Annotated in this window: 21 protein-coding genes and 1 pseudogene; 11 read left to right on the forward strand and 11 right to left on the reverse strand. The window is 73.6% G+C overall.

The features are described from left to right. Window positions 1-42 precede the first annotated feature (42 nt). The 4 genes and pseudogenes from BGK67_RS07735 to BGK67_RS39940 all read left to right on the forward strand — a co-directional run. Window positions 43-825 carry a LamB/YcsF family protein gene (locus BGK67_RS07735; protein ID WP_079154076.1) on the forward strand — a complete coding sequence of 261 codons (783 nt, stop codon included), beginning with the start codon at window positions 43-45 and terminating at the stop codon, window positions 823-825. Continuing rightward, entirely contained in the window at window positions 822-1,439 is a 618-nt protein-coding gene (locus tag BGK67_RS07740) for a 5-oxoprolinase subunit B family protein (protein WP_069919253.1), read from the forward strand. The genes BGK67_RS07735 and BGK67_RS07740 overlap by 4 nt, the downstream gene beginning before the upstream one ends. Beyond that, on the forward strand, window positions 1,436-2,302 hold the full coding sequence (locus BGK67_RS07745) for a 5-oxoprolinase subunit C family protein (RefSeq protein WP_069919256.1): 867 nt from the start codon (window positions 1,436-1,438) through the stop codon (window positions 2,300-2,302). The genes BGK67_RS07740 and BGK67_RS07745 overlap by 4 nt, the downstream gene beginning before the upstream one ends. A 93-nt stretch (window positions 2,303-2,395) precedes the next feature. Beyond that, window positions 2,396-2,518: pseudogene (locus BGK67_RS39940) on the forward strand (sigma factor); the annotation flags it as partial. Here BGK67_RS39940 and BGK67_RS39945 read toward each other — a convergent pair. Further along, complete coding sequence (locus tag BGK67_RS39945; RefSeq protein ID WP_244291172.1) at window positions 2,491-2,784, reverse strand: hypothetical protein; 294 nt, start codon at window positions 2,782-2,784, stop codon at window positions 2,491-2,493. The pseudogene BGK67_RS39940 and the gene BGK67_RS39945 sit on opposite strands and share 28 nt — an antisense overlap. An 86-nt stretch (window positions 2,785-2,870) precedes the next feature. On the opposite strand from BGK67_RS39945, the gene BGK67_RS39950 reads away from it, so the two are divergent. Next, on the forward strand, window positions 2,871-3,545 hold the full coding sequence (locus BGK67_RS39950; RefSeq protein WP_069919261.1) for a hypothetical protein: 675 nt from the start codon (window positions 2,871-2,873) through the stop codon (window positions 3,543-3,545). Between the two features lie 89 nt (window positions 3,546-3,634). Here the strand turns inward: BGK67_RS39950 and BGK67_RS07760 are convergent, their stop codons facing one another. Both BGK67_RS07760 and BGK67_RS07765 read right to left on the reverse strand, forming a co-directional pair. Further along, window positions 3,635-5,032, reverse strand: coding sequence for a hypothetical protein (locus BGK67_RS07760; protein WP_069919264.1), 1,398 nt, complete (start codon window positions 5,030-5,032; stop codon window positions 3,635-3,637). A gap of 343 nt (window positions 5,033-5,375) precedes the next feature. Beyond that, window positions 5,376-5,798, reverse strand: coding sequence for an ankyrin repeat domain-containing protein (locus BGK67_RS07765; RefSeq protein ID WP_069919266.1), 423 nt, complete (start codon window positions 5,796-5,798; stop codon window positions 5,376-5,378). A 315-nt stretch (window positions 5,799-6,113) separates the two neighbouring features. Between BGK67_RS07765 and BGK67_RS07770 the strand changes: the two genes are divergently transcribed. Continuing rightward, the gene (locus tag BGK67_RS07770; RefSeq protein WP_030706611.1) at window positions 6,114-6,308 is read left to right on the forward strand and encodes a hypothetical protein; all 195 of its coding nucleotides are present in this window, start codon (window positions 6,114-6,116) and stop codon (window positions 6,306-6,308) included. Window positions 6,309-6,379: 71 nt separating this feature from the next. Beyond that, a complete protein-coding gene (locus BGK67_RS07775; protein ID WP_069919268.1) occupies window positions 6,380-7,978 on the forward strand; it encodes a P-loop NTPase family protein in 1,599 nt (532 codons plus the stop codon). Between the two features lie 31 nt (window positions 7,979-8,009). Here BGK67_RS07775 and BGK67_RS07780 read toward each other — a convergent pair whose 3' ends face one another. After that, a complete protein-coding gene (locus BGK67_RS07780) occupies window positions 8,010-9,512 on the reverse strand; it encodes an SCO1417 family PLP biosynthesis transcription factor (protein WP_069919271.1) in 1,503 nt (500 codons plus the stop codon). Between the two features lie 203 nt (window positions 9,513-9,715). On the opposite strand from BGK67_RS07780, the gene BGK67_RS07785 reads away from it, so the two are divergent. The 3 genes from BGK67_RS07785 (at window position 9,716) to BGK67_RS07795 (ending at window position 12,624) form a co-directional block, all read left to right on the forward strand. Then, the gene (locus BGK67_RS07785) at window positions 9,716-10,486 is read left to right on the forward strand and encodes a glycerophosphodiester phosphodiesterase family protein (RefSeq protein ID WP_069919273.1); all 771 of its coding nucleotides are present in this window, start codon (window positions 9,716-9,718) and stop codon (window positions 10,484-10,486) included. 66 nt (window positions 10,487-10,552) lie between these two features. Continuing rightward, window positions 10,553-11,935 carry an MFS transporter gene (locus tag BGK67_RS07790; protein WP_069919276.1) on the forward strand — a complete coding sequence of 461 codons (1,383 nt, stop codon included), beginning with the start codon at window positions 10,553-10,555 and terminating at the stop codon, window positions 11,933-11,935. A 314-nt stretch (window positions 11,936-12,249) separates the two neighbouring features. Then, window positions 12,250-12,624 (forward strand): RNA polymerase-binding protein RbpA, encoded by a 375-nt coding sequence (locus tag BGK67_RS07795; RefSeq protein ID WP_007262928.1) that lies wholly within the window; start codon window positions 12,250-12,252, stop codon window positions 12,622-12,624. A gap of 107 nt (window positions 12,625-12,731) precedes the next feature. Here BGK67_RS07795 and fxsA read toward each other — a convergent pair whose 3' ends face one another. The 4 genes from fxsA to BGK67_RS07815 all read right to left on the reverse strand — a co-directional run bounded on the left by fxsA (window position 12,732) and on the right by BGK67_RS07815 (window position 16,658). Next, window positions 12,732-13,313 (reverse strand): FxsA family membrane protein, encoded by a 582-nt coding sequence (fxsA, locus tag BGK67_RS07800; protein ID WP_069919279.1) that lies wholly within the window; start codon window positions 13,311-13,313, stop codon window positions 12,732-12,734. Between the two features lie 81 nt (window positions 13,314-13,394). Then, window positions 13,395-14,213, reverse strand: a complete 819-nt coding sequence (locus BGK67_RS07805) for a polyprenol monophosphomannose synthase (RefSeq protein ID WP_208948663.1) — start codon at window positions 14,211-14,213, stop codon at window positions 13,395-13,397. A gap of 327 nt (window positions 14,214-14,540) precedes the next feature. After that, window positions 14,541-16,169 carry an amidohydrolase gene (locus BGK67_RS07810; protein ID WP_069919284.1) on the reverse strand — a complete coding sequence of 543 codons (1,629 nt, stop codon included), beginning with the start codon at window positions 16,167-16,169 and terminating at the stop codon, window positions 14,541-14,543. Window positions 16,170-16,217: 48 nt separating this feature from the next. Further along, complete coding sequence (locus BGK67_RS07815) at window positions 16,218-16,658, reverse strand: Lrp/AsnC family transcriptional regulator (protein ID WP_030011705.1); 441 nt, start codon at window positions 16,656-16,658, stop codon at window positions 16,218-16,220. A gap of 217 nt (window positions 16,659-16,875) precedes the next feature. On the opposite strand from BGK67_RS07815, the gene BGK67_RS07820 reads away from it, so the two are divergent. Beyond that, entirely contained in the window at window positions 16,876-17,340 is a 465-nt protein-coding gene (locus tag BGK67_RS07820) for a hypothetical protein (protein ID WP_069919287.1), read from the forward strand. A gap of 42 nt (window positions 17,341-17,382) precedes the next feature. On the opposite strand, the gene BGK67_RS07825 is transcribed toward BGK67_RS07820, so the two are convergent. The 3 genes from BGK67_RS07825 to BGK67_RS07840 form a co-directional block, all read right to left on the reverse strand. Beyond that, window positions 17,383-18,474 carry a phosphotransferase family protein gene (locus BGK67_RS07825; RefSeq protein ID WP_069919289.1) on the reverse strand — a complete coding sequence of 364 codons (1,092 nt, stop codon included), beginning with the start codon at window positions 18,472-18,474 and terminating at the stop codon, window positions 17,383-17,385. A gap of 120 nt (window positions 18,475-18,594) precedes the next feature. Beyond that, window positions 18,595-19,731, reverse strand: coding sequence for an Rv3169 family protein (locus BGK67_RS07830; RefSeq protein ID WP_069919291.1), 1,137 nt, complete (start codon window positions 19,729-19,731; stop codon window positions 18,595-18,597). 1,867 nt (window positions 19,732-21,598) lie between these two features. Then, window positions 21,599-22,807 (reverse strand): acyl-CoA dehydrogenase family protein, encoded by a 1,209-nt coding sequence (locus BGK67_RS07840; RefSeq protein WP_069919296.1) that lies wholly within the window; start codon window positions 22,805-22,807, stop codon window positions 21,599-21,601. Between the last annotated feature and the right edge of the window lie 91 nt (window positions 22,808-22,898).

The following is a 22,898-nucleotide window of genomic DNA, read 5'->3' on the forward strand; positions in this document are numbered from 1 at the left end:
CCTACGCGGAGTACGGCGGCGGGCCTGTTCTACGCTCACCGCATGGCTTCCATGATCACACCCTCCGAGCCGGCGATCGACCTCAACGCCGACCTCGGCGAGGGCTTCGGACGCTGGACGCTCACCGACGACGAGGCCCTGATCTCCGTCGTCACCAGCGCCAACGTCGCCTGCGGTTTCCACGCCGGGGACCCGTCCATCATGCGCCGGGTCTGCGAGCTGGCTGCCGCGCGGGGCGTACGGATCGGTGCGCAGGTCTCCTACCGCGACCTGGCGGGCTTCGGCAGGCGCTCCATGGACGTGCCGGCCGGTGAGCTGGCGGACGAGGTGGCCTACCAGATCGGGGCGCTGGAGGTGTTCGCACGGGCGGCCGGTTCCCGGGTGTCGTACGTGAAACCGCACGGCGCGCTGTATAACCGCACCGTGCACGACGGGGACCAGGCCGCCGCGGTGGTCGCGGGGGTCGTGACGGCCGGGGGCGCCCTGCCCGTGCTCGGCCTCCCCGGCTCCCTGCTGCTGGATGCGGCCGCGGCGGCCGGACTGCCCCCCGTGCCGGAGGCGTTCGCCGACCGCGCCTACACGCCCGCCGGGACGCTGGTGCCGCGCACCGAACCGGGGGCGGTGGTGCACGACCCGGACGCCGTGGTGGCGCGGGCCGTGCGGATGGCGGCCGAGGGGACGGTCACGGCGGCCGACGGCTCCCCGGTCCCGGTCGCCGCCCGGTCGCTGTGCCTGCACGGGGACACCCCGGGCGCCGCGGACCTCGCGCGCCGGGTCCGCGCCGCGCTGGGCGCGGCCGGGGTGCGGGTGGAGGCCTTCGCGTGAGGACCCTGGTGGCCGGCGGCCAGGCCCTGCTGATCGAGGTGGGCTCGGCCGCCGAGGTGGCCGCGCTCCACGCCGAACTGCTGCGCCGCCGGGACGCGGGCGAGCTGGGCCCCGTACGGGATCTCGTGCCGGCCGCGCGGACCGTGCTGCTGGACGGCGTACGGGACCCGGCCGGACTGGGCGCCCGGATCGCCCGCTGGGAGGTGCCCCCGCTCGCCCCGTCGCAGGGCCCCCTGATCACCGTCCCGGTGCGCTACGACGGGCCCGACCTGGCCGAGGTGGCCGGGCTGTGGGGGGTCGCCCCCGAGGCGGTCGCGGGCATCGTCGGCGACACCGAGTTCCGGGTGGCCTTCTGCGGGTTCGCGCCCGGCTTCGGCTATCTGACCGGGCTCCCCGAACGCTTCCATCCGCCCCGGCGGGCCACGCCCCGCACCGCCGTCCCGGCCGGCTCGCTGGCCCTCGCCGGGGAGTACGCGGGGGTGTACCCGCGCTCCTCCCCCGGCGGCTGGCAGCTGATCGGATCCACGGACGCGGTGCTGTGGGACCCGGACCGGGACCCGGCAGCCCTGTTCGCGCCCGGGGTGCGGGTGCGGTTCACGGAGGCGGGCCGGTGACCGGGCTGCTGGTGGTACGGCCGGGTGCGCTGACCACGGTCCAGGACCGGGGGCGCCCGGGCTTCGCGCACCTGGGGGTCCCGCGGTCGGGGGCGCTGGACACGGCGGCGTACGCGCTGGCCAACCGGCTGCTCGGCAACGCCCCGGACGCGGCGGCGCTGGAGACGACCCTCGACGGGGTCACGCTCCGGGCCCTGGCTCCGGTCACCGTGGCCGTCACCGGCGCGCCCTGTGCGGTACGGGTGGCCGGCCGCCCGGCGGCCTGGGGAGCCGCGGTCAGGCTGCCGGCCGGCGCGGAGCTGGAGGTGGGCCGGGCGGAGTCGGGGCTGCGCGGCTATGTCGCGGTGCGGGGAGGCCTGGACGTCCCGCCGGTGCTGGGCAGCCGCTCGACGGACCTGCTGTCGGGCCTGGGGCCGCCGGTCCTGTCGGCCGGGACGCTGCTGCCGGTGGGCCCGCCGGGCCCGGATCCGGCCCTGGCGGCGGACGGCTGCCCCCTGCCCGGGCCGCCGTCGGAGCTGCTGCTCCCGCTCCGGCCGGGGCCGCGGGCGGACTGGTTCACCGAGGCCTCGCTCGCCGGGCTGTGGCGCTCGGTGTTCCGGGTGTCGCCGATGTCCAACCGGATCGGCCTGCGCACGGAGGCGGGGACACCGCTGGTCCGGGCCCGGGAGGGCGAACTGCCGAGCGAGGGCATGGTCCTGGGCGCGGTGCAGGTGCCGCCGGACGGCCTGCCGGTGGTGTTCCTGGCCGACCACCCGGTGACGGGCGGCTACCCGGTGGTGGGCGTGATCCCGCCGGGCCGCGCCCTGGACGCGGCGGCGCAGGCCCGGCCGGGTGTTGCGGTGCGGTTCGTGGCGGCCCGGTGAAACGTTCGAGGGGGCTTCGGACAAGCTCAGGGGCCACCGGATCTCACCACGCCCGAGGGGTTCGGGGCGTTCTACGAGGAACACATCGACGCCGTGCTCGGCTTCGTCACCCGCCGGGTCGCCGACCCGCACCTGGCGGCGGACCTGACGGCCGACGTCTTCCTCGCCGCGATGGGATCGGCCCGCGGCTATCGGCCCGACCGGGGAGCGCCGATCGCCTGGGTGTTCGGCATAGCCCGCAACGTCCTGTCGGGCCACGCCCGCGGGCTGGCCCGCGAGAGCGGCGCACTGGCCCGGCTGAGCGGGCGCCGCCTGCTCGACGAGGAGGACGTGGCGGCGCTGGAGGAGCGCATCGACGCCCAGCGGGCCTTCAGGGACCTGGCCGAGCGCCACACCGCCTCTCCGAGCCCCTGCGCGCCGCCCTCGACCTGGTCGTGCTCGACCAGCTCACCCCGGCCGAGGCCGCCCAGGCCCGGCGTCACCCAGGCGACGATCCGCGTCCGCCTGCACCGCGCGCGCGCGCGCTGCGCGCCCCGGACGCCCTCCGACACCAGTTGGAGGCAGCCCGATGAGCACCCGGCCCAGCGGCTTCGAGGAGCGGCTGAAGGCCGCCCTCCTGGCCCGTCTCCCGGAGGCCGCGCCCGCGTCCCCCGCCCGGTCCTTCGCCCGGCGGTACGGCATCCCGCTCGCGGTGGGCGTCGCCACGGCCGCCGTCGTCGCCGTCATGACTCTGCCGGGCAGCACCCGCAACGGTTCGCCGCCCGCCGGCTCGCCGAGCCCCTCGGCCTCCGACGCGCCCGAGATCACGAAGGATCCGGACGGGTCGCTGCGGTTCGATCTGCCGACACACGAGCAGATCCCGGCGCTGGTCGACCGGCTGAAGGAACTGGGGGTTCAGGCCGCGGTGGTTCCCAAGCGGCCCAGGTCCCAGTGCACCGAGCTCGGCGGCGGATACCGCGGCCCTCAGGCCGATCCCGAGGCCGAGGTCGTGCCGCGCTTCGGCGGTGGCGGCGCCCCCTGGTTCAAGGTCAACGCGAAGACCGTCCCTCCGGGTTACACGCTCACGTTCACGTTCGCGGACTACCACCCGCTGGGTGAGCAGGGGGTCGGCTTCGGCGTGATCGAGACCGCCAAGGTGCCGTCCTGCTCGGTCGACTATTCCGAGGGTTTGGAGGAACTCCTGAAGTCGCGGTCGGGGTCCCCCACCCCGCCCACGGGCACACCGGCCACCCCGGCGGCGTGATTCCGCGATTCCGCCCCGTGACAGCACGCGGCCCGGCCCCCGAAACGAGGGGGCCGGGCCGCGTGCGTGTTCGGGCGGGCGCCGGCGGGCTACACGGCGGACTCCGGTGCGATGCGGCTGCGTACGGCGGACTGGACGTCCTCTTCCTCGGCGGGATCCGCGGCCAGGCGCCGCAGGCGGGGGGCGACACGGGCGTCGGCGGTTTCGGCGTGGCGGGCCGCCACCTCGCGGGTGGTCTCCTCGCAGTCCCACAGGCATTCGACGGCGAAGCCGGCCGCGAAGGAGGGGTCGGTGCTGGCCAGGGCCCGGGCGGCCCGGCCGCGCAGGTGGGACGAGGCCGTCTCGCGGTAGACGTGCCGCAGCACGGGGGCCGCGCAGCCGATCGCGAGCCGGCCCGCTCCGTCCACCAGGGCGTACAGCGCCCGGGTGTCGGGACCCGCGCCGCGGACGGTGGAGCGCAGGACTCCCAGGACCAGGCCGGCGTCCTCGGCGCCGCCCCGCGAGGCCAGGACGGCCCCTGCCGCCGCCCCCAGGGCGTCGGGCCGGTGGATCCAGCGCCGGGCGCGTTCCACCGCGCCGGGGCCGCACATGCGCTCGTACGCGGCCACGGCGGGCTCGTCGGCGGCGGCTTCGATCAGGTCCAGCACGGCCGGGTTCTCCGGTTCGGCGAGGACGAGGTGGTGCAGGGCGGTGGCGCGGGCCGCCTCGCCGCAGGCTCCGGCGGCCGCCGCGAGGATGACGGGGCGGTCCTCGGGCTGGGCCACGGCCGCGAGACAGCGCGCGGCGGGCACGTGCAGCGGGGTGCCGCGGAGCAGGCCGTCGGCGGCCCAGTCGAAGACGGCCTGGACGCCCCAGCCGGGCTGGGGGCCGCTGGGGGACAGCTGGCGCTGCCAGCGGTCGAAGGAACCCTGGCGGCGGGCGGCACGCAGGCGCTCGCCGTACCGCGGGGACTCTTCCCACAGGCACCAGGGCCTGGGCTCGTACGCGTCGCGGATGGCGGCGGCCAGCCGCGCCTCACCCTCCGCCGTGTGGGGGAAGCGGGCGATGACCGGCTCGGCCAGGGACCGCAGCCCCTCGTCGTCGTCGCGCAGGGCGAGCTCGTCGAGGGCCCAGGCCCAGTTGGCTCCGGAGGCGGCGTACCGGCGCAGCAGCATGAGCGCGTCGTCGCGACCGTAGGAGGCGAGGTGGCCCAGGACGGACAGGGCGAGGCCGGTGCGCTCCTCGGCTTCGTCGAGGAGGTCCTCGGCCCCGAAGAGGTGGGCCTCGATCGCGCCGAGGGGACCGTCGAGATCCAGGTACAGCCGGGCGTAGTACAAGGAGCGGTTCTCGACCTGCCAGTCCTGGCGCGGGTCGCGGATCACACACTGGTCGAGGGCCGCCAGGGCCTCCGCCCTGGGCGCCGCGAGTGCGTGCAGCGTGCCGTCGCCACGGCCCCGCTGGAGCAGCCCGAGCAGCGTGCCGCTCGGCGCTATGACTGGTTCGAACATGGGAATGGCCTCAAATCAAGCTGGGGACGCAACCGGGAATCGGGATTCACAGGGCCGCGTAACAGCATGTGAGGACGTTCGCCGTCAGGTTCCGCTCGATGTAGACCATTGCCTTCTCACTCTCGTCGGTGCTTCGCGGCCAGGGCGGCCGGTGCGGCAGTCGCCGGGTGTGGACACCCGTCGTGTCCAGCCCGCTCCTGCCCGTCCGTCATGTTCGCGAATCGAATCCGACGCCATGATGACCCAGCCGGTTTGTGCGCCGCGACCACATTTACGGCCGCCGTGACCAACCTGTGAGCTCGGACACCGGCCCGGCACGGCCTGGACCGGGCAAAAAAGCGGACTACTTGGCTCCGAAGAGTTCCAGCAGGTCGGCCTTGGCGAACATGCGCGCCGTGTCCACGGCGGAGGGGGTTCCGGCGGCCGGATCGGCCCCTCCGGCGAGCAGTGCCCGGATGACGGCCTCCTCGCCCTTGAAGACGGCTCCGGCGAGCGGGGTCTGGCCGCGGTCGTTGGCGCGGTCGGCCTCGGCGCCGCGGGCCAGCAGGGCCGTGACGGTGTCGGCGTGGCCGTGGTAGGCGGCCAGCATGACGAGGGTGTCGCCGCGGTCGTTGGTGAGGTTCGCCGGCACTCCGGCGTCGAGGTACGCGGCGAGCGTGGCGGTCTCGCCCTGGCGGGCGAGGTCGAAGATCTTGGTGGCCAGTTCGATGACGTCCTCGTCGGGGACGCCCTGGGAACCGGAGCCGCCGTCGGTGTGCTCGCTCATCGTTCGTACCGCCTTTCACTGGCTGCTGGCATGTCCGCCCCGGTGGGCAGCCCCCGGGCCGGGCGGGCAGGGGGTTGCACGGCACTGCGTCCGTACGGGTGAAGCGTCAGCGTAGCGCCCGGACCTGCACATGTCGGGGCCAGGCCGAGGTAAGGATCACCCTTGCCCCCCTTCGCGCCGGACGCGCCAGTCGGAGTGACCCGGTCCAGTGAAAAACTCCTGTATTCACCCGTATGCACCTTTTGTCGCATTGATACTTCCTGTGAGCCTGGAAGAACTGATGGTGACTGTCCCCACCCACCAGGAGAAATTCTCATGGTCCTGTCCATCTCAGGCGTCGTCCTGCTCGGCATCATCTGCTTCCTCTTCTTCAAGAAGGACGGGATGAAGCTGTCCCACGCGTTCGTCTGCTCCCTGTTCGGTTTCTTCCTCGCCGGCTCCGCCATCGCTCCGAGCATCACCGCGAGCACGGCGAGCCTCGCGAGCCTGCTCGGCGGGATCAAGCTCTAGCCCGCCCCGAGGCACGGCGACCACCAGCCGCACCCGAAGCACCCGAACACCCACAACTCCAGGAGACGCCCGTGGCCCGGCGCCCACTTCCCCGCATCCTCAGCAGCGGCACCGTGTCGCTGACAAGGGGCCGCGACCTCGCTCGCACGGCCGCCGACAGCGCCACGGACGTCCTCCATCCGCTCCTCACCATCGGACGCGGCCTGCGCATCCTGGCCTCGGCCGGGCGGCGCAAATGGTCCGAAACCCCCAAGGACAAGCGTGGTCCCGCGCTGTTCCTGGGAGCCGCCTGCGTCCTCGTGGTCGCACTCGTCCCCTACGGTCCGCTCCTCGCCCTGATCACCCTCATGGCGGCGGCGGCCTGGCAGGGACGCGACCGCACCCCGGTGAAGACCGGGCCCGGCGATGCCGAGACCGAACGCCTCGCCTCCCTCTACGAAGCACTCGTGCCGTACTTCTCCACCCCGGAGGACCCGAGCCCGCTCTTCGCCCACGGCGGGGAATGGGACAAGGCCTTCAGCGGCTACGAGTTCGACGAGGCGGGCCGCGTCACCCGGCTCCACATCCGCTACCCGGCCTACTTCACCGATGGCGAGGCCGCCTCACGGGCCCGGATCGAGGCACTGCTGCACGCCAAGTCCGGGCGCGGACGGGAGTATCTCTTCGAATGGGACGAGGAGGGCAACCAGCTCGACCTGAGCGTGCTGGCGGCGCTGCCGACGGGCATCGCCGCCCAACCCTTCGTGACCTCGCCCGGTGAGACCGTCCTCGGTTTCACGGACGCCGGAAGCGTCCGGCGCACCCTGCCCGTCCTGGAGGGCGATCAGCCCCGGGACGTGCCGCCGGTCATCTGGCGCACCGGCCCCCGCGCCACCGAACCCCACCTGCTGGCCGTCGGCCAGCCCGGCAGCGGCACCTCCACCCTGCTGCGCTCCATCGCCCTGCAGGCCCTGCGGCACGGCGGCGACGTACTGATCGTCGAGGGCGGCGGCAGCGGCGAGTACTCCTGCCTGACCGGCCGCGGCGGCGTCATCGCCGTGGAATGCGGGCCGGTCGGGGCGCTGGCCACCCTGGAGTGGGCCGCGAAGGAGACCGAGCGGCGCCTGATCGCCGCCCACCGGGCCCGCGAGGCCGGCCGGCCCGCACCCGAGGACACCCGCCGCCCGCTGTGGATCCTGCTGGACCGGCCCAGCGTGCTGGCGCACCTCGCGGCGGCCGAGGGCGGGCCCGATCCGCTCGCCCAGCTCCAGGTGCCGCTGCGGCACGGGCGGGCCGCGCACGTCACCGTGGCGGTCACCGAGCAGTTCGAGCACCTGGAGCTGCTGCACGACGCCGTCTGGCAGCACACCCGCGCCCGGGTCGTCCTCGGGCCCGCCACGATCCAACAGGTCGCCGACGTCCTGGGGCTGCCGCCGCACACCACCCCGCCGGCCCAGGTCCCGCCCGGCCGGGGCTACGCCCGGCTCGGCTCGGGTCCCGTGCACCGGCTCCAGGTGCCCGCCACCCCGGACCCGTACGACGACGACGCCCAGCCGGCGTTCCGCCAGGCCGTGCTGGAGCTGCTCCCGGAGCGGCTCGCGCCCGGCGGGACCGGGAGCCGGGGGCAGGCGCAGCCCCCCGCCCAGGGCTCGGCTGTCGACACGCCCGAGCTGGCGTCCGAGACGCCGTAGGCCGGGCGCGCGGGGGCGGCGCCGGGGCGGGTCACGCCACGAACGTGCGGGGCGGCTCCGCGCCGCTGCCGCCCGCGCCCGTACCGACCAGGCGGGCCGCCGCCGCGAGACGGGCGGCCGCCTCCTCGGCCACCGGGCCGCCCACCGTGAACGGGAGACGGACGTACCCCTCGAAGGCGCCGTCCACGCCGAACCGGGGACCCGAGGGGACCCGTACGCCGACCCGCTCCCCCACCTCGGCCAGCCGCGAGCCCGACAGGCCGCCCGCACGGGCCCACAGCGTGAGCCCGCCCCGCGGTACCTCGAACTCCCAGTCCGGCAGCTCCCGCCGCACCGCCGCGACCAGCGCGTCCCGGTTGCCCCGGGCCTGCTCCCGGCGGATGCCGACGGCCTCCTGCCAGCCCCCGGTCCGCATCAGCCAGTTCACCGCGAGCTGCTCCAGCACCGGCGTGCCAAGGTCGGCGTAGGCGCGGGCCGCGACCAGGCTCCGGATCACGTCGGGAGCCGCGCGGACCCAGCCGATCCGCATGCCCGCCCAGAACGCCTTGCTGGCCGAGCCCACGGTGATCACCGTGCTGCCGGCCGGATCGAAGGAACAGACCGGGCGGGGCATCTCCAGTCCGGGGTCGAGCCCCAGTTCCAGCATGGTCTCGTCGACGACCAGGACGGTGCCCGCGGACCGGGCGGCCACGACCATGGCCCGGCGCTGCTCCTCGGAAGCCAGGGCTCCGGTCGGATTGTGGAAGTCGGCGACGACATAGGCGAGGCGGGGGGCGGAGTCCCGCAGCACCTGCCGCCAGACGTCCATGTCCCAGCCCGCCAGCCCGTCCGCCATCGCCACGGGGACCAGCCGCACCCCGGCCGCGCGCATGAGCTGGAGGATGTTCGCGTAGGAGGGGGACTCGACGGCGATCCGCTCCCCGCGCCCGGCGAACAGGCTGCAGATGGCGTCGATCGCGCCCATCGCGCCGGTGGTGACCATGATCTGCTCGGGCATGGTGGGGATGCTCGCCTCGGTGTAGCGGTCGGCGAGCATCCGGCGCAGGGCGGGCAGGCCCGCCGGGTAGTCGCCGTGCGTGTGGGCGTACGGGGGCAGCTCCTCCAGCGCGCCCTGGACCGCCTTGGTGAGCCACGGCTCGGGGGCCGGCAGGGCGGCGCAGCCCAGGTCGATCATGGAGCCGAGGGATTCCGGCGGCAGCGGTTCCAGGCCGCGGGCGGGCAGCGGATTCCCGGCCGGCACGGAGGTCCAGCTGCCGGCTCCCCGGCGGGACTCCAGGAACCCCTCCCCGCGCAGGGCCTCGTACGCGGCGGCGACGGTGGTGCGGCTGAGGGAGAGGGCGGCGGCCAGTTCCCGCTCGGCGGGGAGCCGGGCGGCCACCGGGACCCGTCCTTCGAGGACGAGGAGGCGGATCCCGTCGGCGAGGGTCCGGTACGCGGGCAGCTTGCGGGCGCCCGCGGCGGCGGGGCGCTCCTGCTGGGAGCCGATCAGGCGGGCGAGCTGCGCGGCACCGACCGCCGAGGTCCATTCGGCCATTGCGTCCGGTCCACCTTCGTCGAATTGGCCTCGAACGGTCGCGCCGGAGGCCGGGATTGGATTGCAGTCTGCGGAGACAGACTGTCACGCCCCGGTCCACCCGCACCAGGGGCCTGCCCGGGCGGGGGTCGTCCCCGCCGCGTTCTCGTTCCCCGTTCACCCCGCGGACACGAGTACCCCTCGCCTCGGGGGATACTGCGGCCGTGACGCACGTACGCCTTCGCCATCCGTATCTGGACCACCCGGCTCCGATCCCCTTCGCGCACCGGGGAGGGGCCGCCGACGGGCTGGAGAACACCGCCGCCGCCTTCCGGCGGGCCGCCGACGCGGGCTACCGGTACTTCGAGACCGATGTGCACGCCACGGCGGACGGGAAGCTCGTCGCCTTCCACGACTCCACCCTGGACCGGGTCACCGACGCGCAGGGCCGGATCGCCGAGCTGCCGTGGAAGCGGATCCGCGAGGCGCGGGTGGGCGGCTCCGAGCCGCCGGCGCTCTTCGAGGACCTGCTCGCGGAGTTCCCGGACGCCCGCTGGAACATCGACGTCAAGGCCGAGTCCGCGCTGCACCCCCTGGTGAACCTGATCGCCCGGGCGGGCCTCTGGGACCGGGTCTGCGTGGGCTCCTTCTCCGAGAGCCGGGTGGCCCGGGCGCAGAAGCTCGCCGGCCCCCGGCTGGCCACCTCCTACGGGGTGCGCGGGGTGGTCGGCCTGCGGCTGCGCTCGTACGCGATCCCCGCGGCGCTGCGCGTGGGGGCGGTGGCGGCCCAGGTTCCGGAGATCCAGGCGGGCATCCGCGTGGTCGACCGGCGCTTCGTGCGGACCGCGCACGAGCGGGGCCTGCAGGTGCACGTGTGGACCGTGAACGAACCGGAACGCATGGAGTCTCTCCTCGACCTGGGAGTCGATGGCATCATGACCGACCGGATCGACATCTTGCGCGCGGTGCTGGACCAGCGCGGGGCCTGGGCCTGACGAAGGCGCTGGTCCCGCGCGGACTCCGGGGGGCCGCGCGGTACGGGGACCAGCGAGGGGGCACCGATGAGTGCGCAGACTTCGGACGAAGCGGAACCGGGGGCTGAGGACGGCAGACCGGACGAGGTGGCGGCGGCCGCGCGCAAGCGCGAGCAGCGGGGCTGGTACTTCTACGACTTCGCCGTCTCGGTGTACTCGGCGAGCGTGCTCACGGTGTTCCTCGGGCCGTACCTGACGTCGGTGGCCAAGGCCGCCGCGGACGCCGAGGGCTTCGTGCACCCGCTGGGCGTACCGGTGCGCGCCGGATCCTTCTTCGCCTACTCGGTCTCCGCCTCGGTGATCCTGGCCGTGCTGCTCATGCCCCTGGTGGGCGCCATCGCGGACCGGTCCGGCCGCAAGAAGCCGATGCTGGCGGTGGCCGCGTACACCGGCGCCGCGGCCACGGCGGGCATGTACTTCCTGGGCGGCGAGCGCTACCTGCTCGGCGGGCTGCTGCTGGTGGTCGCGAACGCCGCGCTGTCGGTCTCGATGGTGCTCTACAACGCCTACCTGCCGCAGATCTCCACACCGGACGAGCGGGACACGGTCTCGTCGCGGGGCTGGGCCTTCGGCTACACCGCGGGCTCCCTGATGCTCGTGGTGAACCTGGTGCTCTACACGGGGCACGACTCCTTCGGCCTGTCCGAGAGCGAAGCGGTGCGGATCTGCCTGGCCTCGGCGGGCCTGTGGTGGGGGGCCTTCGCGCTGATCCCGCTGCGCCGGCTGCGGGACCGGGCCGTGGTCCGGGAGGCGGGGGCGGGCCCGGCCGTCAGCGGCTGGAAGCAGCTCGTCGCGACGCTCAAGGACATGCGGCGCTATCCGCTGACCCTGTCGTTCCTGCTGGCCTACCTGATCTACAACGACGGCGTGCAGACGGTGATCTCCCAGGCCTCGATCTACGGCTCGGAGGAGCTGGAGCTGGAGCAGTCCACCCTGATCGGGGCGGTGCTGCTGGTGCAGGTCCTGGCGGTGGCGGGCGCGCTCGGCATGGGACGGCTGGCCCGGATCTACGGCGCCAAGCGGACGATCCTCGGCTCGCTGGCGGCGTGGGCGGTGACGCTGGCGGCCGGCTACTTCCTGCCGGCCCGGACCCCGGTGTGGTTCTTCGCGCTCGCCGCGATGATCGGGCTGGTGCTGGGCGGCAGCCAGGCGCTGTCGCGCTCGCTGTTCTCGCACCTGGTGCCGGCGGGCAAGGAGGCCGAGTACTTCTCGGCGTACGAGATGAGCGACCGCGGCCTGAGCTGGGTGGGACCCCTGGTGTTCGGCCTGACCTACCAGGTCACGGGCAGCTACCGGGACGCGATCATCTCGCTGGTGGTCTTCTTCGCACTGGGATTCGTGCTGCTGGCCAGAGTGCCGGTGCGGCGTGCGGTGGAGGCGGCAGGCAATCCTGTACCGGAGCGGATCTGAGAGCGGCTCCGCGTGGGCGCGCGGTCCGGATTCACGAACGAATTCCGAACGGATTTAGACGTTGAAGCCAAGGGCCGGTAGTGTACGCCTTTGGCCTGCCAGGCGGACCGTTACTGCGCGCTTGAGAAGTGTAGACGTTGGGTGACATCTGCTGCCAGATGTGACAAAACGGGCATTGGTGGGTACAACAAGGGGCGGCACGACGGGCGACGCATGACCCGGAGCGGGAATCTATACCGCCGACCGGACGTTGACCGGATGACGACGACAGCGACACCTGTCCTGTGGGCGACAAAGCCCGGGAGGCACGATTCATGAGTGAGCGAGCTCTCCGCGGTACGCGCCTCGTGGTTACCAGCTACGAGACGGACCGCGGCATCGATCTGGCCCCGCGCCAGGCGGTGGAGTACGCATGCCAGAACGGACATCGATTTGAGATGCCGTTCTCGGTTGAGGCAGAAATTCCGCCGGAGTGGGAGTGCAAGGCGTGCGGCGCCATGGCACTCCTGGTGGACGGGGACGGGCCCGAAGAGAAGAAGGGCAAGCCTGCGCGAACGCACTGGGACATGCTCATGGAGCGGCGCACCCGCGAGGAGCTGGAGGAAGTGCTGGCCGAAAGGCTCGCGGTCCTCCGTTCCGGCGCCATGAACATTGCCGTGCATCCGCGGGACAGCCGCAAGTCCGCCTGACAGCCGGACGACAGCAACAGCCGAGGGGCCCCGCCACACACTGTGTGGCGGGGCCCCTCGGCTGTTGCGCGGTCTGCGGGTCTCCTACGGACCCGCCCCCGGTTCCTTCATGGGGCGAGCGGCGGGCGGTAGCCGGTGTCCGGCCCCGGCTGCTGCCCGGGCCGGTCCTCGCGGATGACCTCGCCCGGCACGACCTTGCCGTCGGGGTGGTGGATACGCGCCTGCTGGAACGCGTCACCGAAGGTGCCGGCGGGCGCCGCGGCCATCTTCCGCTCCAGCGAACGGCTCGCCCGGCGGCTGATCCACGCGCGGACGGGGGGCAGCAGGCAGAGCAGGCCCGCCACGTCCGACAGCAGGCCCGGCATGATCAGGAGCAGGCCCGCCAGCATGGTCAGGCCGTTGCCCCGGCCCGGCTGCTGCGGGGTGGGCGGCACGCCCTGCTGGGCCTGCTGGAAGGTCTCGGTCAGGTTCTTGAAGGCACGGCGCCCCGCGCGCTTGATGACCACCACACCCAGGACCATCCCGCCCGCGAGCAGCGCGGCCACGGCCGGCCCGCCGGCCGCGCCCGCGACCAGGCCGAGCAGCCAGATCTCCAGGATCAGCCAGGCGGCGAACGCCAGGGGAAGGAACGTGCGGGCAGGTGAGCGCCGCGGCCGGGGGGCCGTCGAGGTGGGAACACCGGTCGTCATACCCACCAGTGTGCCTGGGCCCGCGTAAAAGCAGCCTCAGCCGGAGGTACCGGACATCCCCTAGGGGGCCGCCCCGGCCGGTCAGGACCGCCCGGCGTCCTTGTCCGCCCCGCCGGCGTCCTTGTCCCCGGCCGGCGCGGCCTTGCCGGGGAGCAGCTTGGCCGCCTGGGCCTTGAGGCCCCACTGGGTGACCCGCCACAGGGCCTCCACCACGATGTCCTTGCTCATCTTGCTGTCGCCGAACTCGCGCTCGACGAAGGTGATCGGCACCTCCACGACGCGGAAACCCTTCTGCACGGCCCGCCGGGCCAGGTCGACCTGGAAGCAGTAGCCCGCCGAGGCCACCTCGTCCAGGCCCAGGCCCTCCAGGGTCTCGCGCCGGAAGGCCCGGTAGCCGCCGGTCACGTCGCGGATCGGGACGTCCAGCATCAGGCGGGAGTAGGTCGAACCGCCGCGCGAGAGGATCTCGCGGCTCTTGGGCCAGTTCACGACGCGGCCGCCCGGCACCCAGCGGGAGCCCAGCACCAGGTCGGCGCCGGACAGCGCGGTGAGCAGGCGCGGCAGCTCCTCCGGCTGGTGCGAGCCGTCGGCGTCCATCTCGACGATCACGCCGTAGCCCGCGTCCAGGGCCCAGACGAAGCCCGCCAGGTACGCGGCGCCGAGCCCCTCCTTGCCCTTGCGGTGCAGGACGTGCACGTGGTCGTCGCCGGCCGCCAGCTCGTCGGCGAGCTTTCCGGTTCCGTCCGGGCTGTTGTCGTCCGCGACCAGGATGTGGGCCTCGGGCACCGCCGCGCGGACGCGGCCGACGATCAGCCCGATGTTCTCCGCCTCGTTGTAGGTCGGAATGATCACCAAGGCCGTACCGAGCGGTCCGTAGGTCCGCTGTCCGCCGTCGCTCACTGAGTCCCCTTTGTGCTCGTGCACGTCCTGTAGGTCTGGTCGCAGTCAATGACTTTAGAACAGTGATCGGGGCCCGCGGTCCTTCGGGCCGGTCGGACTCCCGCTGGCTGCGGGCCGCCGCGACCGTTGTCTACTGGACCGCCGGGCCCCGAACTGGGGCCACCCTCCCCCAACTGCCGCTGGGGGTGCCCCCACCGGCGAAACCTTCCCTCGCTCCCGAGGCGCGGGCGCGCTGTCAGACGGGTCCGTCCGGCACGGACGTCCTGTGGTGGACCCGGCCGAACCTATCCGGGTCCGGGCGCCCGCACCGAACCGAGGCCCGCCGGATCACCCCTGTGGGCGTACGAATACCTCCCGCCCGCCGACCACCGTCGCCAGGCATACCGGCAGCTCCGCGCCGGGGGTCAGATCGGGCAGTCCGGGGGTGCCGGAACGCGGGTCGGTGGACCAGCGGGCGACCCGGTCGTCGGGCGCCTGGACCACCAGTTCCCCGGTCTGCCAGACGGCATAGTCGGCCGGCGCGCCGGGGACCAGGACCCCCGCGTCGTCGCGGCCCAGCGCCCGCCAGCCGCCCCGGGTGTGGGCGGTGAAGGCGGCCCGGACGGAGATGCGGTGCTGTGGGGTCCGGTGGAACGCGGCAGCCCGTACGGTCCCCCACGGGTCGAGCGGGGTGACCGGCGCGTCCGAGCCGAAGGCCAGCGGGACACCGGCCTTGAGCAGGGCCGCGTACGGGTTCAGGGTGCGGGCGCGCTCGACCCCGAGCCGGTCGGCGTACATGCCGTCCTCACCGCCCCAGGCAGCGTCGAAGGCGGGCTGCACGGACGCGGTCAGGCCCAGCTCCGCGAAGCCGGCGATGGCGGCCGGGGTCATCATCTCGGCGTGCTCCACGCGGTGCCGGGCGGCGCGGACCCGAGCCAGGCCGACCCTCTCCGCGGCGGCCCGGACACCCTCCACGACAGCGCTGATCGCGGCGTCGCCGATCGCGTGGAACCCGGCCTGCAGGCCCGCCTCGGTGCACGCGGCGACGTGCTCGGCGACCGCGCGCGCGTCCAGGTAGCCGGTACCGGTGTGCGGCGCGTCGGCGTACGGAGCGTGCAGGCACGCGGTGTGCGAGCCGAGGGCGCCGTCGACGAACAGGTCTCCGGCGGCGCCGACCGCGCCGAGCCCCTTGGCCCGGTCCAGGTCCGTGTCGGCCCAGTACCCGAAGACGCGCGGCCCGGGCCGCTGCGCCGCCAGCTCCAGCAGGGCCGTGAAGTCCTCGGCGCTGGAGATGCCGGGCCCGCCGCACTCGTGCACGGAGCCGATGCCGAGCGAGGCGGCCCGGTCCAGGGCGGCCCGCTGCGCCTCGGCGCGCTGGGCGGGGGTGACGGCCGCCAGCGCGGCGGCGCGCACGGCGTGGTGGGCGTCGCGGGTCAGCGGCTCGTCGCCGTCGGGGGCCACGCCCGGGACGAGGTCCAGCAGGGCCGTGGTGACCACCGCCGAGTGCACGTCGATGCGGCTGAGGTAGAGCGGGCGGCCCCCGGCGGCCTCGTCGAGCTCGGCACGGCGCGGGGCGCGCCGCTCCGGCCAGCGCGCGGCGTCCCAGCCGTGCCCGAGGAGCACCCGGTCGGCGGGACGGCTCGCGGCGTACGCGCGTACCAGGTCCAGCGCGGCGGACAGCGAGGGCGCGGCGGAGAGGTCCAGGCCGGTGAGCGCGAGGCCGGCCGAGGTGGTGTGGACGTGGGCGTCGGTGAAAGCGGGTGTCACGAGCGCCCCGCCGAGGTCGACGACCTCGTCCACCCCCTGCGCGAAGGCGTCGGCCGCGCCCTCGGAGCCGACCCAGGCGATGCGGCCGCGCTCGACCACCATCGCCGTGGCGAAGGGGTCCGCGGGGCTGTGTACCTCGCCCCCGCGGAGGAGGACGGTCCTGGTCGGTGCTCCGGCGGCCTCGGCGGAGTGGGCGGTGCGGTCAGTCATGCGCACCAGTCTCGCGCGTCGCCCGGCCCCGCCCGACCGCCGGGTCCGCTACACGCGGGGCGGGCGGGCCTCGTAGGGGGTGGACAGGACCACCGTGGTGCGCGTCGAGACGTGTGCGAGCGCGCGCAGGCGGCCCAGCAGGTCCTCCAGCTCCAGCGGGGTCGCGACGCGGACCTTCAGGATGTAGTTCTCGTCGCCCGCGACGCTGTGGCAGGCCTCGATCTCGGGAACCCCGGCCAGCCGGTCGGCGATGTCGTCCGGGGCGCTCGGGTCGAACGGCTTGACCGAGATGAAGGCCGTCAACGGCAGCCCGACGGCCTCGGGGTCGACCACGGCCGCGTAACCGCGGATCACACCGCGCTGCTCCAGCCGGCGTACTCGCTGATGGACCGCCGACGTGGACAGCCCGGTGGCCTTGCCCAGATCCGTGTAGCTCATCCGCCCGTCCCGCACGAGCAGATCCACGATCTGGCGGTCCAGCTCCTCCATTGCGCTCATAGCCGCTCAACCTAAGGCCCAACGCCTCCCCAGGCACAGTGCTGTCCGCCCACTGGAGGCATCTGCGCCGGGCATGTGACCAAGGCCACAACTGTATGCGGGCGTACGGCGGGCTGTTGTGGTTACTCGTGCCGCGCGACGGGAAGTGCTTGCTGTGGCCGAGGCCGTAGAACAAGCCCGCCCGGCCCACCCAAGGGGGAGTACATCCATGCTGAACACCAAGCGCGCCGGTCGCACCGAACCGGAGCCCCTGGCACCTCTCGATCCCGGAGAGGAGGCCGCGTACGCGGATGACGGCGAATACCTCGACGACCACGAGGCCTTCGACATCCACCACGCGGTGTGCCCCGACTGCGGCCAGTCGATCGCCCTCGTCGCCGACGAGGAGTACCTGCCGCAGCACGCCCTCTGCCTGACCCCGTGGAACCCCTTCGGGCTCACGGTGTGCGCGGGCACCGGGCGACCCGTCGGCGACGCACTGCCCACCGTCGGCATGGTCCAGCAGCCGACGGGACCGCAGGAGCTGGAACCCGTCGTGATGCTGAGCCTGCCGCAGGGCCTCGACTGGCGCACGCAGCCCTTCTCGCACGTCGGCGGTCCGGGCTCGCGTCCGGTGCGCATGCCGAGCCCGCTGCTCCCGCAGACGCGCCGCCAGCACGCACAGGCGGCCTGACCGGCCCGACCCGGCGCTGCGCCGGGCCTCCTGCCGGATTCCCTACCAGTACGTTCCCTGCACCATGGCGGCCAGACTGGCGTGGTGCAGGATCAGGCCGTCCGGATCCGCGGGGATCTCGACCTCGCCGAAATGCGCCTGCCGGTAGGCGATGCGCAGCATCACGATCCCGTGCCGCAGGGCCGCGTAGAGCGTGTGGAACTCCATGTCGCGCGGGGTGTGCCCGGTGAGTTCCGCGTAACGGCGTTCCAGGTCCTCGCGGCGCAGGAAGTCGGGCAGTCCGGGCTGGCCGAAGCCGACGGTGAGGTCCTGGAAGAACCGGTGGAGGTAGACGGTCCACCCGAGGTCCACCTCGCGCGGGGCGTACGCCGCCATCTCCCAGTCCAGGACGGCGACGGGGGTGAAGCCGTCGTAGACGACGTTGCCGATGCGGGCGTCCCCCCAGTTGAGGACGGCCGGGCCCTCTTCCCGCGGCCACAGCTCCTCCAGACGGGCGAACGCCCGCTCGATGAGCGGGGACGGGGCGAGGCCGCCCACCACCCAGGCGTAGTAGGCGCGTTGGGCGTCCACGTGCCGGCGCAGCGGACTGCCCGTCCCCTCGGGCAGCAGGAACTCGGCCTTCTTGGCCGGGAACTGGTCGTGCAGGCGGGCCAGCAGGGAGATGCTCGCCTCCTGGAGCGCGGCGCGCTCGGCGTCGGTGGCGGCGTGCAGCCAGTTGCCCTCGTAGGTGTAGGGCATGACGTCGGGCGGGACCCGCCCTTCGGCGCGGGCCATCACGAAGAACGGCGTCCCGAGCGGGCCCGGGTCCTCCTCCAGCCACTGCACGCGCGGGACGGGCACGTCGGTGTGCTCGGCCACCAGGCTCATCACGCGGTGCTGGCGCGGCATGTCGTAGGTGGGGAAGACCGTGTAGGCGGCGGGGTCTGCGGCGAGCCTCAGCGCGCAGGCCCGCAGCGGGGCCTCGGGGTGGTCCAGGTCGAAGAGCAGGGTCTCGCTGGACATGCCGTTGGACCCGGGGACGGAGACGTTGGTGACCTTCGCACCGGGCAGCCTGGTGTCCAGCCAGGCGGCAAGCCGCCGGCCGAGCTCCTCGGGTTCCCGGGTGGAGGTGCGCGGACGTGGTGCGGTGGCCATGGAGAGCCCCTTTCCTACGGGTCCTGCGGGTCCGACGGGGGTGGTGGTCCGGGTGAGGTGGTGGTCCGGTGAGGTGGCTGGCTCCGGGCGGGCGTGGCCGGCCTGATCGGCAGGAAGTCCCTAGGGCGCGACGGAGGAGTAGTCGGCGAAGCCGCTCGGCTCGTGGCGGCCGAAGCTGCCGTGCTCGAAGATGCCGTGGCCAACCCGTCCGTCGAGGGTGAAGCGGGCCGAGTGGTCGGTGACGCCGAAGGCGGCCATGGGGTGGGCCGTGGGGTCGGAGAGGTCGTACACGCGACGGTCGGTCCAGCCCCGGCCCTGCCATGTGCCGTGCTGCCAGTCGGCGGCGGGCGGGTAGCCGGCGCCGACGGCGAGCGGGGAGGAGGCGAGTATCTGGACGCCGAGTTCGAGCGGCTTGCGCCCGGCGGGGTCGGTGAGGTGGACCACCGCGCCCACGGGGTGGCGGGTGCCGGACCGGTAGCGGATCTCGGTGTGCGGCCAGCCCAGTTGTACGTCGTGGCGGCCGCTGCCCTCGGGGAAGACCTGGAGGGCCTCGCTCAGGGTGCGGTGTCCGTCGGCGTCCTCTTGGGCGATGACCATGAGGAACCGGTCCTCGAAACGGACGGGGATCCAGAGCCAGTGGAAGCCCTCGGGGCGGTGCTCCTCGGCGGCCCGGCCGCCGTCCTCCCCGGGGATGGGGCGCACCCCCCAACTGCGGTCGCGGGTTCCGGTCCACTCCCCCGGTGTCAGGGTGAACTCCTCGCCCCTGGCCCGGATGGTGCCGGTGACGTGTCCGGCCTGGACGAACCGGCGGCCTTCCAGCATGAGCCGGTCGCCGCGCCGCTGGATGTGGTGGGGCTCCCAGACGGCGGGGAACTCGGCGGTCCAGGTGACGTCGTACGAAAGCCCGTCGGGGTCGTCCGGGTCGGCGGCGCAGCGCAGGGTCAGCTGCCGCAGCGGCACGTCGACGGTGACGGACAGCGGCCCCACGGAGAGGTTCATCCGGTCGTCGGTGAGCGCGTCGGAGGCACGCACGGCGAGGAGTTCGTCCCCCACCCGGAGGGTGGCGTAGGCGTCGATGACCCCGGCGTTGGGGTAGACCCCGAGGCCGAGGACGAGGACGGCGCGGCCGGTGTGGTCGAAGACGTGGAAGATGCACCGGTCGTAGGCGTTGCGGTCCCCGCTGACGAGGTGCTTCATCGACAGCGGCGCTTGGTGGATGGGGTACTCGTCGAGAGCGACGGGGCGATCGGCGGGCATGGCGGGGCCTCCGGGGGGGGTGGGTGGGGGCGTGTGGGTGGGGCGTGGGGGGGGGGGGGGGGGTGGGAACGGGGGGCTTGTTGGGTGGTCGGGGCAGGTCGGGGGGCGGCGGGGGCGCGGCTGGAGTAGATATGACGGTACGTCAGAATCTGGACCCACGGCCAGACTTCTGGCACAACCTGACAGGGCGGCACGGTTGGCCGGGAGGGCGGGGCGGAGACAGGGAAGCAGCTCGAGGGCTTCGGAGGCGGCGGGGGCCTGGGTCCGGTGGGGGCTGATCAGGGAGGGTTTGGGGGTTTCCCGCCAGTCCCACTGTCCTTCCGGGTCGGGCCGCCCTGTCAAGGGCGCTCCCTTCGGTCGCGTCGCTGCGCGATGGCCTGCGGCCACCCTTGACAGACCGTCCCGCCCCGGAAAGACAAGGACTGACGGGAACCCCCCAAAAGAACGGTCCACTGGGGACGGAGTCCATTAACGGACATCAGGGACCAGCGCCCTTGGCACGCCGGGGGCAGGCACGATCCGCACGCGGGGCGAACAGGGACGCAATCCGGGCCGGAGGCCGCCCAACCGACACCAAACAGCGCCCAGAAGCCCATCAGGACCACCTACGCGCCAGATCGCTACGCGCTCCTCATCTCTCAGCGTCCGACGGCCGTCTGGGGCTGGACACAGGCCGCCCACGATCGCTACAGACGTCTCCCTCACGCGACAGCGGGTCGTTTGCCCTCATTAGGGCGCTATTGGGGAGATGGTGGGGTGGCGTGGGGGCGGGTGGATCACTTGATGGAGTGGGATGTCCGATGGTTGGGCGTCACGCTCCGGTAAGCCGCTCGCGGCGCCCACACACCATCACAGGCGGCCTCCAGCGGCCCGAAGGCACCTCCTCACCGCCCGCTGAATCATTTCGCTACCCCCCACCCGCCCGCAGACGCCATCGGCCATCGCCAACTCACCTTGTACGGCGGCTTATGATCCGCCCATGCCGTGCCGATCGCCGCCAGATCACCTCAGCTGCGTAGCGATCCCGGGCGGCCTATGTCCAGCCCCAGACGGCCGTCGGACGCTGAGAGATGAGAAGCGCGTAGCGATCTGGCGCGTAGGGGATGGGGAGGGGCATCTGGGCGCTGTTTGGTGCAGGTTGGGCAGCCCCCCGACCCCGGAGTGCCTTCTGCGGGCCCGGACGGGGGCGTGCCCCGCCCCCGGGGCGGCTAGGGGCCCGGTCGCTGATGCCCATGGGTCGGTATCTGGACCCAGTGGACCGTTCTTTTGGGGGGTTCCCGTCAGTCCTTGTCTTTCCGGGTCGGGACGGCCTGTCAAGGGTGGCCGCAGGCCATCGCGCAGCGACGCGACCGAAGGGAGCGCCCTTGACAGGGCGGCCCGACCCGGAAGGACAAGGACTGACGGGAAGCCCCAAACCCTCCCTGATCAGCCCCCACCGGACTCAGCCCCCACCGACTCAGGCCCCCCACCCGCCCCCGAAGCCCCCCACCGCCCCCGAAGCCCCGGGTACCCCTCGAACGGATCCCCGGGCAGGGGAAGCGATTACCTGGGGGCGGATTGACGCGTTGCCCCGGCATGACCACGGTTGAGACTTCCACGCCACGGACGGGACGCCGACGGCGGCTGGTGCCGTCCGGTTACGAAGAATCGGTTCAGCCGGGGCCCGGGTCCCGGCAGCGGTTTCCCGACCCGCCCATCTACAGTGCGCTGGTCGCCCGCTGGAGCGAGGACGGCCGGACCGTGCCGGGGCGGCGCGACCCGGAGTGGTCCCGGATCACCGGCTCTCCCATCTGGCCGAACGGTCCGCTCTTCGGAAACTGACCCCCGGACCCGACCCACCCCCGGCCCCCAGCCCAGCCCCCACCCCCTAGCGCGTCTCCGGTCCCGCCAGGTGGCGGGCGATCACCATGCGCTGGATCTGGTTCGTGCCCTCGACGATCTGGAGCACCTTCGCCTCGCGCATCAGACGCTCGACCGGGAAGTCCGCCGTGTAGCCGTAGCCGCCGAGGACCTGTACCGCGTCCGTGGTGACCGCCATCGCCGCGTCCGTGCAGAACAGCTTGGCCATCGCCGCCTGCCGGGAGAACGGCTTGCCGGCGTCCCGCAGCCGTGCCGCCGCGAGGTAGAGCGCACGGCCCGCCTCGATCTTCGTGGCCATGTCGGCCAGCATGAAGCGCAGCCCCTGGAAGTCCGCGATCGGGTGCCCGAACTGCTTGCGGTCCAGGGCGTACGCCAGGGCCTCGTCCAGCGCCGCCTGCGCGACGCCGATGGCGCACGCGGCGATGCCCAGGCGTCCGGCGTCCAGGGCGGCCAGGGCGATGGTGAAGCCCTGGCCCTCCTCGCCGATGCGGCGCGCGTCGGACACCCGTACCCCGTCGAAGTGCAGCTGGGCGGTGGGCGAGCCCTTCATGCCCATCTTCTTCTCCGGCACGGCAGCCGTCAGACCCGCCGCGTCCCCGGGAACCAGGAAGGCGGTGATGCCCTTGGGCCCCTCGACGCCGGTGCGGGCCAGGACGGTGTAGAAGTCGGCGACGCCGCCGTGGGTGATCCACGCCTTGGTGCCGGTGATGATCCAGTCTCCCCCGCCCTCCGCTCCGCTCGAGCGGGAGGTGCCCCCAGCGTCGCGCACCGCCTTGGTGGTCAGCGAGGCGGCATCGGAGCCCGCGGCCGGCTCGGAGAGGCAGTACGCGCCCAGCAGGCCGCCGCCGAGCATCGCCGGCAGGTGCGCGGCCTGCTGTTCCCTGGTGCCGTAGCCGGCCAGCCCGTGGCAGGCCAGGGAGTGCACGCTGACGCCGAGGCCGACGGTGAGGCGGGCCGCGGCCAGCTCCTCCAGGACCTGGAGGTAGACCTCGTACGGCTGCTCGCCGCCGCCGAACTCTCCGGCGTACGGGAGACCCAGCAGGCCGGCCTCGGAGAGCAGGGTGAAGACCTCGCGGGGGAAGCTCCCGGCGTCCTCCTCATCGGCGGCCCGGGGGCGGATCTCGCGCTGGGCGATCTCGCGTACGAGGGCGAGGAGGTCGCGGGACTCCTCGGTGGGCAGCTGACGGTCCACCGTCTGCGGGGCGCGGTCTGTCATGGCGGCGCTCTTCTCCCTGGTCGGGGCACGGCGGCGACGCGTGAGGGTGTGGGACGCGCCGCCGGATCTCGGTGCTCTCACAGCCGATACT

Origin of the sequence: Streptomyces subrutilus (assembly GCF_001746425.1) — a bacterium.
GTDB lineage: Bacteria > Actinomycetota > Actinomycetes > Streptomycetales > Streptomycetaceae > Streptomyces > Streptomyces subrutilus_A.

What these genes read in the sequence shown, in the direction of transcription:
- BGK67_RS07735 (WP_079154076.1), top strand. Translation starts at nt 43, where the DNA reads ATGGCTTCCATGATCACACCCTCCGAGCCGGCGATCGACCTCAACGCC.
- BGK67_RS07795 (WP_007262928.1), top strand. Translation starts at nt 12,250, where the DNA reads ATGAGTGAGCGAGCTCTCCGCGGTACGCGCCTCGTGGTTACCAGCTAC.
- BGK67_RS07830 (WP_069919291.1), bottom strand. Translation starts at nt 19,731, where the DNA reads ATGCCCGCCGATCGCCCCGTCGCTCTCGACGAGTACCCCATCCACCAA.
- BGK67_RS07790 (WP_069919276.1), top strand. Translation starts at nt 10,553, where the DNA reads ATGAGTGCGCAGACTTCGGACGAAGCGGAACCGGGGGCTGAGGACGGC.
- BGK67_RS07760 (WP_069919264.1), bottom strand. Translation starts at nt 5,032, where the DNA reads ATGTTCGAACCAGTCATAGCGCCGAGCGGCACGCTGCTCGGGCTGCTC.
- BGK67_RS07825 (WP_069919289.1), bottom strand. Translation starts at nt 18,474, where the DNA reads ATGGCCACCGCACCACGTCCGCGCACCTCCACCCGGGAACCCGAGGAG.
- BGK67_RS07810 (WP_069919284.1), bottom strand. Translation starts at nt 16,169, where the DNA reads ATGACTGACCGCACCGCCCACTCCGCCGAGGCCGCCGGAGCACCGACC.
- BGK67_RS07840 (WP_069919296.1), bottom strand. Translation starts at nt 22,807, where the DNA reads ATGACAGACCGCGCCCCGCAGACGGTGGACCGTCAGCTGCCCACCGAG.
- BGK67_RS39950 (WP_069919261.1), top strand. Translation starts at nt 2,871, where the DNA reads ATGAGCACCCGGCCCAGCGGCTTCGAGGAGCGGCTGAAGGCCGCCCTC.
- BGK67_RS07820 (WP_069919287.1), top strand. Translation starts at nt 16,876, where the DNA reads ATGCTGAACACCAAGCGCGCCGGTCGCACCGAACCGGAGCCCCTGGCA.
- BGK67_RS07780 (WP_069919271.1), bottom strand. Translation starts at nt 9,512, where the DNA reads ATGGCCGAATGGACCTCGGCGGTCGGTGCCGCGCAGCTCGCCCGCCTG.
- BGK67_RS07765 (WP_069919266.1), bottom strand. Translation starts at nt 5,798, where the DNA reads ATGAGCGAGCACACCGACGGCGGCTCCGGTTCCCAGGGCGTCCCCGAC.
- fxsA (WP_069919279.1), bottom strand. Translation starts at nt 13,313, where the DNA reads ATGACGACCGGTGTTCCCACCTCGACGGCCCCCCGGCCGCGGCGCTCA.
- BGK67_RS07815 (WP_030011705.1), bottom strand. Translation starts at nt 16,658, where the DNA reads ATGGAGGAGCTGGACCGCCAGATCGTGGATCTGCTCGTGCGGGACGGG.
- BGK67_RS07770 (WP_030706611.1), top strand. Translation starts at nt 6,114, where the DNA reads ATGGTCCTGTCCATCTCAGGCGTCGTCCTGCTCGGCATCATCTGCTTC.